Origin of the sequence: Segeticoccus rhizosphaerae (genome assembly GCF_009192725.1) — a bacterium.
GTDB classification, from domain to species: Bacteria; Actinomycetota; Actinomycetes; order Actinomycetales; family Dermatophilaceae; genus Segeticoccus; species Segeticoccus rhizosphaerae.
The window spans coordinates 1-12,689 of the sequence record NZ_VOHR01000089.1; the positions used below are offsets into that span (position 1 = coordinate 1).

11 protein-coding genes and 1 pseudogene are annotated in these 12,689 nt (G+C 69.3%); 2 read left to right on the forward strand and 10 right to left on the reverse strand.

The genetic code is table 11. The features are described from left to right. Positions 1-350: pseudogene (locus FRW57_RS25055) on the reverse strand (hypothetical protein); the annotation flags it as partial. On the opposite strand from FRW57_RS25055, the gene zwf reads away from it, so the two are divergent. Together zwf and FRW57_RS09480 are read left to right on the forward strand one after the other, a co-directional pair. Next, positions 325-1,821 (forward strand): glucose-6-phosphate dehydrogenase, encoded by a 1,497-nt coding sequence (gene zwf / locus FRW57_RS09475; protein WP_137120058.1) that lies wholly within the window; start codon positions 325-327, stop codon positions 1,819-1,821. The pseudogene FRW57_RS25055 and the gene zwf overlap by 26 nt on opposite strands. A 78-nt stretch (positions 1,822-1,899) precedes the next feature. After that, a complete protein-coding gene (locus tag FRW57_RS09480) occupies positions 1,900-2,190 on the forward strand; it encodes a cupin domain-containing protein (protein WP_137120059.1) in 291 nt (96 codons plus the stop codon). 9 nt (positions 2,191-2,199) lie between these two features. On the opposite strand, the gene FRW57_RS09485 is transcribed toward FRW57_RS09480, so the two are convergent. The 9 genes from FRW57_RS09485 to FRW57_RS09530 form a co-directional block, all read right to left on the reverse strand. Then, positions 2,200-3,573, reverse strand: a complete 1,374-nt coding sequence (locus tag FRW57_RS09485) for an NAD(P)/FAD-dependent oxidoreductase (protein WP_137120060.1) — start codon at positions 3,571-3,573, stop codon at positions 2,200-2,202. Between the two features lie 97 nt (positions 3,574-3,670). Then, the gene (locus FRW57_RS09490; RefSeq protein WP_137120061.1) at positions 3,671-4,957 is read right to left on the reverse strand and encodes an amino acid ABC transporter substrate-binding protein; all 1,287 of its coding nucleotides are present in this window, start codon (positions 4,955-4,957) and stop codon (positions 3,671-3,673) included. Continuing rightward, positions 4,954-5,688 (reverse strand): ABC transporter ATP-binding protein, encoded by a 735-nt coding sequence (locus tag FRW57_RS09495; protein WP_137120062.1) that lies wholly within the window; start codon positions 5,686-5,688, stop codon positions 4,954-4,956. Before FRW57_RS09495 ends, FRW57_RS09490 begins: the two co-directional genes overlap by 4 nt. Next, a complete protein-coding gene (locus FRW57_RS09500) occupies positions 5,685-6,401 on the reverse strand; it encodes an ABC transporter ATP-binding protein (RefSeq protein ID WP_137120063.1) in 717 nt (238 codons plus the stop codon). Before FRW57_RS09500 ends, FRW57_RS09495 begins: the two co-directional genes overlap by 4 nt. Next, complete coding sequence (locus FRW57_RS09505) at positions 6,398-7,450, reverse strand: branched-chain amino acid ABC transporter permease (RefSeq protein WP_203230284.1); 1,053 nt, start codon at positions 7,448-7,450, stop codon at positions 6,398-6,400. The genes FRW57_RS09500 and FRW57_RS09505 overlap by 4 nt, the downstream gene beginning before the upstream one ends. A gap of 68 nt (positions 7,451-7,518) precedes the next feature. Next, entirely contained in the window at positions 7,519-8,403 is an 885-nt protein-coding gene (locus FRW57_RS09510) for a branched-chain amino acid ABC transporter permease (protein WP_137120064.1), read from the reverse strand. Positions 8,404-8,510: 107 nt separating this feature from the next. After that, positions 8,511-10,658 (reverse strand): alpha/beta hydrolase, encoded by a 2,148-nt coding sequence (locus tag FRW57_RS09515; protein WP_203230285.1) that lies wholly within the window; start codon positions 10,656-10,658, stop codon positions 8,511-8,513. A gap of 98 nt (positions 10,659-10,756) precedes the next feature. After that, complete coding sequence (locus tag FRW57_RS09520) at positions 10,757-11,965, reverse strand: class I SAM-dependent methyltransferase (RefSeq protein ID WP_238384479.1); 1,209 nt, start codon at positions 11,963-11,965, stop codon at positions 10,757-10,759. A 146-nt stretch (positions 11,966-12,111) separates the two neighbouring features. Beyond that, on the reverse strand, positions 12,112-12,689 hold a 578-nt coding region (locus tag FRW57_RS09530), incomplete at its 5' end, for an HNH endonuclease signature motif containing protein (RefSeq protein ID WP_152185889.1).

Genomic DNA, 12,689 nt, shown 5'->3' on the forward strand with positions numbered 1-12,689 from the left:
TGCCCGGGCGCCGGCGGCGTGCGCAGCCGGGCCAGCAGCGCCTCGACCAGCGTGGTCTTGCCGACGCCCGGAGGACCCGTGATGCCGAGGACGCGGCGACCCGGACCGGAGCACAGCCGCCGGGCGCGCTCTGTCAGCTCGTCAAGGTCCACCGTGTCCTCCTCACCGGATGGTCGGGTGCAGCGGATCGGCCCGCTGTCCCGCACGATTGCACCAGATGACTGACACCTCGTCCACAGGCCGGCCGCGGCGCGGCGCGTCATTCGCGCAGCAGACAGGTCGCAGTCGCCTCCCGGACAGGCCAGCGGTGGCATCATCGGCGCCATGACTGTTGCAAACGACGAGAGCATCGCCTACCCGGCCCCGGGCTCGCGCCCGTACGGCAACGGCAAGGAGAAGGTGCCGCCACACGTGGTCGTGCTCTTCGGCGCGACAGGGGACCTGGCCCGCCGCAAGCTCATTCCGGGGCTGGCCCACCTGACTCTGTCGGCCCTGGCACCGGAGGTGCGGGTGATCGGCTCGTCCCTCGAGGAGCTCGACGACGACTCCTTCCGGCAGTTCGCGAAGGCCGCGGTCGGCGAGTTCGGCGGCGACAAGGTGAGCCCGCAGCAGTGGGAGGACTTCGCGGCCCGGTTGCACTACGTGCCGCAGACGGCGGGCCCGGAGGCGCTCGCCAAGGCCGTCCGGCAGTGCGAGGAGGAGCTCGGCGAGGAGGTCATGCGGCTGCACTACCTCAGCGTCCCACCGAAGGCCGCCGAGGCGGTGATCGGGATGATCCGCTCCGCGGACCTGGTGGAGCGGTCACGCGTCGTGATGGAGAAGCCGTTCGGGACCGACCTCCAGAGCGCGATCGCGCTGAACGCGAGGATCCACGAGACCTTCACCGAGTCGCAGATCTTCCGCATCGACCACTTCCTGGGCAAGGAGGCGGCGCAGAACATCCTGGCCTTCAGGTTCGCCAACGGTCTGTTCGAGCCGATCTGGAACCGCAACTTCATCGACCACGTGCAGATCGACATCCCCGAGACGCTGGGCATGGAGGATCGGGCTGAGTTCTACGAGGCCACAGGGGCCTTCAAGGACATGGTGGTCACCCACCTGATGCAGGTCCTCGCGTTCGTGGCGATGGAGCCACCCACCGCGCTGGAGCCCCGGGCCATCATCGAGGAGAAGAACAAGGTCTTCCGTTCGCTGCTGCCGTTCGAGCCGGGGAACGTGGTGCGCGGGCAGTTCGAGGGCTACCGCGACCTCGACGGCGTGGCACCGGACTCCGACACCGAGACCTTCATCGCGCTGCGGTGCGGGTTGGACAACTGGCGCTGGGCGGGGGTGCCGTTCTACCTGAGGACGGGCAAACGGATGGCGGAGGGGCAGCGCATCATCTCGATCGCCTTCCGTGAGGCGCCACGATCGATGTTCCCTGTGGGCTCGGGTGTCGGCGCACAGGGCCCGGACCACCTGACCTTCGACCTCGCCGACGCCTCGAAGATGTCGCTGTCGTTCTACGGGAAGCGCCCCGGCCCGGGGATGCGGCTGGACAAGCTGAGCATGCAGTTCGCGACCACCGAGACCGAGCGCGCCGAGGACGTGCTCGAGGCCTACGAGCGGTTGATCCTGGACGCCATGCGGGACGACCACACCCTGTTCACCATGGCCGAGGGCATCGAGAGCCTCTGGGCACGCTCGGCGCCGTTGCTGGAGAACCCGCCGATCGTCAAGCCCTATCCGCAGGGCAGCTGGGGGCCCAACGCGATCCACCAGCTGATCGCCCCCAACGCCTGGCGACTGCCCTTCGAACGCGGCTGGCGCGAGAAGAGGTAGGCGCCCACCGGCGGGCGCCGGCGACAACGGGTCGTCGATGCGGGACGATGGGTCCACGTCCCCGAAAGGTAGGTAGCCATGAGCTCAGAGGTCCAGATCGACAACCCCGAGGTGCGAGCCACGCGCTGGACGCTGGCCCAGGGGGAGGAGACCGGGCAGCACCGGCACGAGTACGACTACGTCGTCGTGCCTCTCGCCGTGGCCCGGATGCAGGTCCACCACGCGGACGGGACCAAGACCACGAGTGAGCTCGCCACGGGAGAGTCCTACTACAAGCCGGCCGGCGCGGAGCACAACGTCCGCAACGAGGATGCGGAGGTGCTCGACTTCGTCGAGGTGGAGATCGTGCGCCCTCGGCCGCAGGCCTGACCCGCGGCCTCAGTGGCCGAGCAGGCGCCAGAAGGAGGCGGCGGCACGTGAGGGGCGACCCAGCGCGCGTTCGCTCCGGTCGGCGTAGGCGAACAGCGCGGTGCCGGCGTTGACCCCGAGCCACCGCAGCGGCTCGGGCTCCCAGTTGCGGCTCGTGCGGCCCACCCAGGGGAGAGTCGTGAGCTCGTCGTCGTCCCGGTGGATGAGGTGGGCGAGGGTGCGTCCGGCCAACGCCGCGGTCGCGACACCGTCGCCCACGTAGCCGCCGGCGTGCGCGAGCCCTGTCGAGGGATCGTGCGCCACCGAGGGATACCAGTCGCGCGGTATGCCCAGGTTGCCGCCCCAGGCGTGGGTGAACGGGGTGTCGGCCAAGGGCGGGAACAGATCGCGCAGGATGTCGCGGAGCATGGCGTGCACCCTCTGGTCGCGGTCGAAGGACGGGGCGATCCTCGAGCCGAAATGGTATGGCGCACCCCGCCCGCCGAACGCGAGCCGGCCGTCCGCCGTGCGCTGGCCGTAGATGCGCAGGTGCCGCTTGTCGGAGAAGGTCGGACGGTCCTCGAGCCCGATCTGGTCCCAGATCGCCTGCGGCAACGGCGCGGTCGCGACCATCAACGAGTACATCGGCACGATCGCCCGGTGCTGGCGGGGAAGGTTCGGGGTGTAACCCTCGGTCGCCCTGACGACGTGCTCGGCCCGGACCGTGCCCCGCTCGGTGACCACCTGTCGTGGCTGGATCCCGGTGGCGCGGGTGCGCTCGTGGATCTTGACGCCCCGGGACTCCACGACCCGGGCGAGGCCACGCACCAGTTTCGCGGGATGGAGCGCCGCGCAGTGCGGCGTGAAGGTGCCACCCCTCGCGTCGCTGATCGCGGCCATCGCGTGGACCTCGTCGGCGCCGAGCAGCCGCATGTGGTTCTCGCCGAATCCCCAGCTGCGCCAGCCGGCCACCTCGTCGCGCGCGCGGGCGAGCTGGGCCTGGTTGCGGGCGGCCGAGACGTAGCCACCGTGCGCGAAGTCGCAGTCGATGCCCTCCCTCGCGGCCACCTCACCGACCAGGGACACGGTGTCGTTCATCGCGCGCTGCATCCGGATCGCGGCCTCCCGGCCCGAGTCCTTCGCGATCCGGCGCAGCGTCGCGGGGAAGATGGCCGAGCACCAGCCGCCGTTGCGCCCGGACGCACCGAAACCGGCCACCTCGCTCTCGACCACCACGATGTCGAGCGACGGGTCGAGCTCGGTGAGCCAGTATGCCGTCCACAGTCCGGTGAACCCGGCGCCGACGATGGCGACGTCCGCCTCGACGTCACCCGGCAGCGGTGATCTCGGTGTCCAGGGGTCCGCGGCCGTGTCGTGCCAGAGGCTCAGGTCCTGGTAGGCCATGGTGCCCTCCATGCTCAGCGGCTCGTCACGTCATACCCGGGCACACGTCATACCAGCGCACCCGGGAAACCTGAGCACGGTCATACCGGCGCCGCGGTCACCTCTTCGCCCAGGATTTGAGCGGGTAGATCATCTTCGAGTTGCTCGCGTCCGGCGGGTCGACCGCGACGACCTTGCCGTCCTGGATCTGCACGAGGATCGGCGACAGCGCCGTGTTGTCGTGGAAGTGGTCGCCGTCCTGGGCGAACTTGACCTGTCCGTAGAAGGTCTTGATGTCGGTCTTGGCCAGGATCCCGTTGAGCTTGACCTTGGCGTCCTCGGACAACGACGGCGCCTCACCGAGCTGCTGGAGGGCCAGCTGCAGCACCTCTCCGGCGGTGCTGCACCCCGCCGCGGTGTAGTCGGGTTCGGAGCCGTAGGCCTTCTTGAACGCCGCGGCATACTCGCTCGCCTTGCCGAAGACCTTGTCCTCGAGCGGCGCGTCCGGCAGCCAGACGCTGATGCCCAGGACACCGTCGGCGTCCTTGCCGAGAGCCTTGGCGAACGAGGCATCGGTGATGCCGTAGTGCTCGATGATCGCCTTGGGCGTGAAGCGGGCTGCCTTGAGGGCCTTGACGACGTCGACCAGCATCACGTCGTGTCCGCCGACCGCGACGATGTCAGGGTTCTTGTCCGCGACCACGCTCGCGATCGGGGCCAGGTCGGCGTTGGCCGGAAAGAGGGAGTAGTGCACCTCCTGGAGCCCGGACTGCTTGACGCCCTGCTGGAAGCCCAAGGCGGTGTCGTCGGAGAAGGGTTCGTTGACGCCGATCACGGCCGCGGTGGTCGGTTTCGAGCTGGCGCTGTCGACGATCGCCTGGACCGCCTTGGCCGCCGTGAGGTCGACCGCCGGGATGATGCCGTAGGTGAACTGTGGCTGGTCCTTCCAGTTCGCCGGGGACTCGGCCGAGCCGGCGATGCAGGGCACCTTGTACTTCGCGCAGATCGGGTTCATCGCGATCTGCACTCCGCTGGTGTAGGACCCGAACATCGCGTCCACGCCCTCCTGGCTGGCGAGGCGCTCGGCGGCTTGGGCGCCGACCGACGGCTGGCTCTGGCAGTCCTGGATCTTGAGCTCGACCTTGTACTTCTTGCCGCCCACCTCGATCCCGCCCGCCTTGTTGACGGTGTCGGCCCACAGCTGGTAGCCGCGCTTGGCGACCTGTCCGCCGGTGGCCGACTCGCCCGACAGCTCGAGGACGGCACCGATCTTGAAGGTGTCGGAGCCACCCCCTCCACCGCTGCCTCCGCCGCAGGCCGAGAGGACGCTCGGTGCGAGCACCGCTCCTCCAGCCAGCGCACCGAATCGAACCATGAACTGTCGGCGAGTCACTGGAGTGCTCATGTCGTGCCTTCCTCTCGTTTGCCTATCCCCAAGTACAGGTGCATCAGCTCGCGGTCGTCGCTGATGTCGGCCGGCGTCCCCTCGAAGCGGTTGCGACCCGCCGCCAGCACGTACATCCGGTCGGCGACCTGCATCGCCTCCCGGATGTTCTGCTCGATCATGACCACCCCCACACCGCGCTCGGCCAGCGCTGCAGCACGCTTGAGGACGTCGCCGACGAGCTTGGGGGACAGGCCTGCCGACGGTTCGTCGAACAGCAGGAACTGGGGGCGCAGCAACAGGGCCCGGGCGATGGCGACCATCATCTGCTCGCCGCCGGAGAGTGAACCTGCGTTGACCCCGCGCCGCTCCCGCAGCCGGGGGAACTCGTCCAGCAGCTCCTCGATCCGTTCGTTCAGGTCCTTGCGGGACTTGAGGATGTATCCGCCCATCCGCAGGTTCTCGATCACGGTCAGCTCGGGGAAGATCCCGCCGTTCTGCGGCATCAGGGCGACGCCGCGCCTGAGCGTCTCGTGCGAGGCCAGGCTGGTGATGTCCTCGCCGTCCAGGGTGACCGTGCCGCTCCACGGCCGGATCGCGCCGACCATCGCCTTCAGCAGGGTGGACTTGCCGCAGCCGTTCGGGCCGAAGACGCAGGTCACCTCGCCCGCGGCGGCGCGCAGGGACACATCGTGCAGGATCTGCACCCGGCCGTAGCCCGCGGCCAGGTCGTGCGCCTCGATGGTGCTCACTCGGCCGGCACCCCCAGGTAGGCCTCCATGACGTGCGGATCGTGGGTGATCTCCTCGAAGCTGCCCTCCGCGACGATCTTGCCGGCGTCCATGACGATCATCCGGTCGCAGATGTCCTGGGTGAGCTCGAGGTCGTGCTCGATGATCAGGAAGGTGGCGTCCCTGGAGCGCAGCTCGCGGATCGCGCCGAGGATGGTCTGTCGCAGCCTCGGGTGGACTCCCGCGGCGACCTCGTCGAGCAGCACGACCCTGGGCTGTTGCATCAACACCCGACCCATCTCGAGCAATCGCTGCTGACCACCGGACAGCGACCCGGCCAGCTCGTCGGACACGTGCGCCAGGTCGAGCAGCTCGAGCACCTCGTTGGCCAGCTCGGGCGCGCCGCGCCAGTCACCCTCGACCGCGGCGGTCCACAGGTTCTGCCGGACCGTCATGTTGACGAACAGCGCGGGCAGCTGGAAGGTCCGGCTCAACCCGGCGCGGGCGATCTTGTGCGAGGGCGTGCGGGTGATGTCCTGACCGAAGAGCCGGACCTGTCCACGATCCGGCTTGTGCACGCTGGTGAGCAGGTTGAACAACGTGCTCTTGCCGCTGCCGTTGGGCCCGATGATGCCGACGATCTCGGCTTGCTGCACCTCGAAGCTCACCCCGTCGACGGCGGCGATCCCGCCGAACGAACGGCCGAGGTCGGTGACTTCCAGCACGGCGCTCATCGCCCACCTCCGGAGCCGGCAGCGTTCCCCGAGCGGAAGTCGTCAGCCGCACGCCCGAGCAGCTGCCGGACGAGTCTGGTTCTTCGACTTCGTCCCCAGATGCTCACGACACCATCGGGCAGGAACAGCACGACCAACATGACGATCACGCCGACCATCGCGATGTATGACGTGCTGGAGCCGAAGCTGGACAGGAACTGCTCGTTGACCAGGAAGAGCACGGCCGCCCCGAAGGCGGGGCCCCACGCGTGGCCCAGTCCGCCGACGAGCACCATGACGACGAGCTGGTCGGTGATGATCGTGTTGAGCACGCTCTGCGGGTTGATGAAGGTGATCCAGTAGGCGTTGATGCCGCCGAGCACCGCCGGGATGACGGCACTGAGCACGTAGGCCTGGATCTTGACCTTGGTGGCGTCGATGCCCTGGGCCCTTGCGGCCGGCTCGTTGTCGCGCACTGCCTTGACGCGGTAGCCGAAGCGAGACCGCTCGAGCAGCGCGTAGCACAGCACATAGGCGATGGCGGCAGCGATGAGCATGACGTAGTAGAAGTAGTTCGAGCCCGGGCCGATCGGGAGGGTCAGGCCCCCAGCGCCTCCGGTCCAGTCCGCGACCGTGGTGAACTCCCGCACCGCCTCCGCGATCGCCCATGTGGCGATGGCAAAGTAGGCCCCCTTGAGCCGCAGCGCCGGCCAGCCGGTGATCACCGCGAAGACGGCCGCGATGACGATGCCCACCGGCAGCGTCGCGAAGAACGGCCACCCGTGGTCCGGCTGCATCAGGATCGCCGTCGTGTAGGCACCGATGCCGAAGAACCCGACGTGGCCGAAGCTGATGTATCCCGCGTAGCCGCAGATGACGTTCCAGGAGAGCGCCAGCCCCGCCCAGAGCGCCACGCCCGTGGCGATCCGGATCCAGTAGGGCGTGCTCCACAGCGGCAGGGTGAGGGCGATGACCGCGAAGGCGATCAGACCCGCCATACGGATGGTGCGACCGCGCGGCCCCGTGGTGGGTGCCTCCGCTGTCTTGGTCGTCGTCGTGGCGCTGCTCATGCTTGTGGTCGCAGCTCCTCGGCGCTCCGGGCCTCGCTTCGCTCGTTTCCTCACGCTGTCGTCGCTGCTCATGTGCGCACCGCCTTGGCGAACTTCGACACGCCCTGTGGCAGGACGAGCAGGATGACGAACAGTACGACGAAGACGGTCATCAGCGTGTAGTCGGCTCCGACGTAGGTGGTGGTGAGGGCCTGCAAGATGCCCAGGAAGAGACCCGCGACCAGCACCCCCAGCACCGAGCCCAGGCCGGCCAGGACGACGACGAAGAAGGCGAAGAGCGTGTAGCGCAGGCCGAGCTCGGGGGTCATCGAGTAGACGGCCCCCATGAGCATCCCGGCCATCGCGGTGAGCCCGGTGTAGATGGCGTAGACCAGCGAGCTGATCCGCTTGACGTCCACGCCCATCAGGCCCGCGCTCTCCTTGTTCTGCGCCACCGCCCGCACCGCGAGGCCGGTCCGGGTGAAGTAGAGGAAGAACAGGAAGGCAGCCACCGCGATCACCGCGAAGAGGAACCCGACGACCCGGATGGCAGGCATCACGATGCCGAAGAGGCTCCAGCTGCCGCTGACGATGTCCGTCTGCACCGTCCGGGGTGTGTAGCCGAACACGGTGAGCATCCCACCGCGGATGAGGGTGGCGACCCCGAAGGTGAAGGCCAGACCCATCAGGGCGGGGAGCGCGTACCGGCTCGTGCGGACGCGGTAGATGAGCGGTCCGAGCAGCCAACCGAAGAGCCCGAACACCACGAACGTGACCGGGAGGAAGATGAACGGGTCGACGCCGAACCAGTCGTGGGCCTTGACGCCCGCGTAGGCCCCGAGCACGACCCACATCCCGACGGCGAGGTCAACCACGTCCAGGACACCGAAGGCCAGCGAGAACCCCACGCTGATCGCCACGTAGAGGCCGCCAATGAGGATGCCGGTGACGAGCGCCTGGGCCAAGCCTTCCATCCAGCCTCCAGTGTCGCGGTGATGTGGCACCGGAGCCTAACCGGCAACGTCGCGCCGGACAATGGTTTGTTCGCATGTTGACAATCTGCGCCCTTGGCAGACGGCGGTCAGAGCAGCTCGGCGAGCATGGCGGCCGCCCGAGCCGCGCCGTCGGACTCGACCGGCCGGTAGTCGACGGCGCGGCCGACCCCCTTGGCGACGACCTCTGCCAACAGGTCCGCGTCGCAGGCGTCCTCCCACGTGAGGTGTTGGCCCGCCCGGTAGCGCTCGAGTCGGTGGCGCACGTGGAAGTTCTGCTCGAAGTGGTGCTGCAGCGGCACGTAGGCGAACGGACGCTGACCGGCCGTCAGCTCCATGCAGGTGGTGAGTCCGCCCTGGACCACGGCGAAGTCGCAGGCCGCGAGGTGCTGGTAGAGGTTCGGCACGTAGCCGCGCAGGCTGACGCCGCGGCGTCTCGGCAGCGACCGGTGGTCGATCCGGGGACCGGCGACCACGACGAAGCGCAGTCCGTCGACGAGCCTGCGAGCGAGCGGTGCCGCGGCCAGGACCCGTCGCAGCAGGGGGCCGCCGACGCCCGAACCTCCGACCGCGACCACCACCAGCTGTTCGTCGGGGCGGTAGCCGAGACCGTCGCGCAGGCGGTCGCGGTCGTTGAGCGGAGTGGGATCGAACCCCGAGACGTAACCGGCGAAGTCGAAGTTGGCCTCGGTCCAGTCCCGGATGCGCGGCAACCCGTCGCCGAGGGAGTCGGGCACGATGTCGTCGGGGCTCCCGATGAAGATCGATCGGTCGCGCAGCCGGGGGAATCGGCGTCGCTGCTCGACCATCTCCGCGTTGTAGTCGGTGGTGAGAGCAGCTTCGCGGCCACCGCCGTCGGGCATCGGTAGCCAGCCGACGAAGTCGGTCATCCAGGCGTAGGAGAACTGCTTCAGCTCGGGGTTCTCGTGCAGGAAGTAGTCGACGTCCCAGGCCTCGTCGCCGATCACCAGGTCGTAGTGCTCGTCCCGGACCACGTCGCGGAACGCCATGAAGTTGGCCACGAGGACCTCATCCATCCGGCGGACGGCCTCGAAGGCGTGCAGGTCGTGGTCGGCGGACTCGTCCTCGAAGTGGCGTGACTCGCTGTAGAGCCAGGCCGAGGCCGGATGGATCCGTTCGTGGGCCGCCTCGAGGACCCGAGTGACCGGATGCTGCGCGAGCCATTCGATCTCCAGGTCGGGGTGGAGGAGACGCAGCTCGCGGGCGATCGCCAGGTCACGGACCGCATGACCCAGTCCGATGGGGGAGGAGAGGTAGAGAGCCCGCTTCGGCCGGCGCAGCGCATGGTGCCAAGCGCGGGGACGAGGGGTGCGATGGACCGTTTCGACGAACTCCCGCAGCAGGCTGTTGACCAGCACCGGTTCCCGGGTGGGCAGCCCGTGCCCACCTCCCTCGACCACCACCAGCGAGCCGTGCGTCAGCTCCGCGAACCGTTCGCCGATGGCGCTCGACCGGACCGCGTCCTCCGCTCCGTGGACCACGAGGACCGGGCAACGCAACTCGAGGCAGAGGGGTTCGAGGGCGGTGCACGTGGCACCGTCGCAGCCCAGTCGTCCGGCGGTCGTGTCGGCCAGGGTCTGCGGCGTGGTCTCGTGGGCCCACCGCGTGATGTCCTCGATCTGCTTGGTCGAGTGCGGTTCGGTGAACATCTTGCGTGCGAAGAAGTCCACGAAGTCGTCGTATCCGCCGCCCAACCAATAGTGCTTGTTGTACTTTGCCCAGCCTCGCGTGGTGTCGAGGAGTCGATCCCAGGGGACGTGGTCCCGCGCTGAGGCGGTCACGGACAGACCGCACGACGGTGCCAGGGCGACGAGTCCCTCGACGCGCTCGGGGTGCTGGGTCGCAAGGTGGACCGACCAGGCCACGCCGCACGAGAACCCGACGACGATCGCGCGGTCGGTTGCTGTTGCGTCCAGCACGGCCGCCGCGTCCGCGGCATACTGCTCGTCCGTGTAGGCGGCTGCTCCCTCGGGCCGGCTGGAGGAGCCGCTGCCGCGACCGTCGAAGGTCACCACCCGAAAGTGTCGCGACAGGTAGGGCACCTGGGCCTTCCAGAAGCGGGAGGGCACGAGGGCCCATGTGGGCAGCAGCAGGACCGTGGGTTCGCCGGTGCCGTGCACGGCATACGCGATGGTCACGCCGTCCCGGGTGACGATGCCTTCGTGATCGGGCTCGCGGGCGCGCCGCGGCTCGGGCGGCACAGTCTGGGCCGTCACGGACCCAGTGTCCTCCACGGCGCACCTCCGCCACGCGTTTTTGCAGGTATGCCGGTGCCGCACCAGGGGCTGGTGCGGCACCGACACGTCAGGCGGGGTCAGGGGCGGACCTCGTAGACGTTGTTGAAGGGCGTCTCGGCGACCTGCCGGAACCTGGTGAAGCCGGCGGTGGTGACCACGTCGCGGATGCGCGCGGGCCCGGCCTGGGTGCCGAGGGCCAACCCCACGTCCTGAGAGAGCGAGGCCGGTGTGCACAGCAGGGTGGAGAAGCCGTAGTAGGCGCGACCCACCGGGTTGAGGTTGTCCTCGACGTGGTCACCGGCGTGGGGTTCGACGATCATCCACGTGCCGTCGGGGGCGATGTGCTGGCGCAGGTACTTCGCCGCGCCGACCGGGTCGCCCATGTCGTGCAGGCAGTCGAACATCGTCACGAGGTCGAACCCCTCCCCGGAGAAGGACTGTGCCGGAGCCACCTCGAACGTGACGCGGTCGGCAAGGCCCGCGGCTTCGGCGCGTTGACGGGCGACCGAGATCGACGCGGGGTGGTAGTCGGAGCCCCTGACCCGTGACTGCGGGTAGGCATGGCCCATCACGATGGACGAAGCGCCGTGGCCGCAACCGATGTCGGCGATCGAGGCGCCGCGCTGCAGCTTCTCGGCCACGCCCTCGAGCGCCGGGATCCACTCCGTGGTCAGGTGCGCGTTGTAGCTGGGCCGGAAGAACCGCTCGCAGCCGACGTGGACGTTGGAGTTGTGCTGGTGCCAGCCGAAGCCGTCGTCCTGCCGGGCTGCTTCGAAGATGCGCGGGGAGTCGATGACCGTGCCGAGGGCGATCTGGAACATGCCGATGACGAAGGCGGGGCTCGACTCGTCGGCCAACGCCACCGCCTGCTCGGGCGGCAGGGTGTAGTGGCCGGACTCGGGGTCGTAGTCGACGTAGCCACCGGCCGCCTGGGCACTCAGCCACTCGCGGGCGTAGTGCTCGGAGGTGTCGGTGTCCTCGGCGAGCCGGGCCGGTGTCGTCGGCTCACCCGAGGCCATCGCGCGGTAGTAACCGAGGCGGTCGCCCATGACGACCAGTGCGGTGTTGAGGGTCGAGCCGACCTCGTCGACCGCCCGGAAGACGAAGCTCATCAGGGTGTCCATGTCCACCGGACGCGGTGTCGCCGGTGTCGCCGGTGTCACCGTGGTCGGCGCGGGGGAGTCGGTGGCGATCGGCCCGGCAGGGGCGGAGGCGCCGGGGTCGGCACCTGTCGTGGCGCCGGCGCTGGTCGTGGAGATGTCGGGGGCTGGTGTGCTCGTGGTCATGGTGCGCTCCTGGTCGTGTGTCGCGATGCGGTGAACGTAGGTCGCAGCGCAGCTGGATCGCACCGGGTGCCCCACCTAGTCCCGCGGGACCGTCTGCGGGCGTGCCTCGGTGCCCCGCCGGTGCCGGCGGGGCTGGGGCGGGGTCGTCAGGGATCGCCTGTGCCGTCGCCGTGGTCGTCGGGCGCGCTGTCGTGGGGGTAGCCGGTGGTGCTGGTGGGTGGGTGGGCGTGTGGGGTCAGGTCCCAGGTGACGGCGAAGGTGGTGACGGTGGCGGTCAGGTTGTCCCGGTGCACGATGGTGTGGTGCCGCGCACACAGCAGCGCGGCGTTCAGGAGGGCGGTCTTGCCGCCGTCGAGCCAGTGGATGACGTGGTGGGCCTGGCACCAGGTGGCGGGCCGGCCGCAGCCGGGGAAGGTGCAGTGCTGGTCGCGGGCGACGACCGCGGCGCGTAGCGGCCCGTCGAACAGGCGTTTGTCGCGCCCCCAGTCCAGGATCGCTGATTCGGTGCCCAGGACGGTGGGGACCAGGTCGGCGTCGCAGGCCAGCCGGCGGGCGGTGCCGGCGTCCAGCAGGTCACCTTCCCTGGTGGTGGCGGTCCCGGTGCCGGCGAGCAGATCGGCCAGGTCGATGGTCACGATCAGCGTGGTGGTGGCGGTCGGCGAGGTGTTCGCGGCTTCGGCGGCGGCGGCCCGCCGGACGATCTCGACCGACGCGTCGGCGCGGC

What these genes read in the sequence shown, in the direction of transcription:
- FRW57_RS09485 (WP_137120060.1), bottom strand. Translation starts at nt 3,573, where the DNA reads ATGGCCTACCAGGACCTGAGCCTCTGGCACGACACGGCCGCGGACCCC.
- FRW57_RS09500 (WP_137120063.1), bottom strand. Translation starts at nt 6,401, where the DNA reads ATGAGCGCCGTGCTGGAAGTCACCGACCTCGGCCGTTCGTTCGGCGGG.
- FRW57_RS09480 (WP_137120059.1), top strand. Translation starts at nt 1,900, where the DNA reads ATGAGCTCAGAGGTCCAGATCGACAACCCCGAGGTGCGAGCCACGCGC.
- zwf (WP_137120058.1), top strand. Translation starts at nt 325, where the DNA reads ATGACTGTTGCAAACGACGAGAGCATCGCCTACCCGGCCCCGGGCTCG.
- FRW57_RS09490 (WP_137120061.1), bottom strand. Translation starts at nt 4,957, where the DNA reads ATGAGCACTCCAGTGACTCGCCGACAGTTCATGGTTCGATTCGGTGCG.
- FRW57_RS09520 (WP_238384479.1), bottom strand. Translation starts at nt 11,965, where the DNA reads ATGACCACGAGCACACCAGCCCCCGACATCTCCACGACCAGCGCCGGC.
- FRW57_RS09510 (WP_137120064.1), bottom strand. Translation starts at nt 8,403, where the DNA reads ATGGAAGGCTTGGCCCAGGCGCTCGTCACCGGCATCCTCATTGGCGGC.
- FRW57_RS09505 (WP_203230284.1), bottom strand. Translation starts at nt 7,450, where the DNA reads ATGAGCAGCGCCACGACGACGACCAAGACAGCGGAGGCACCCACCACG.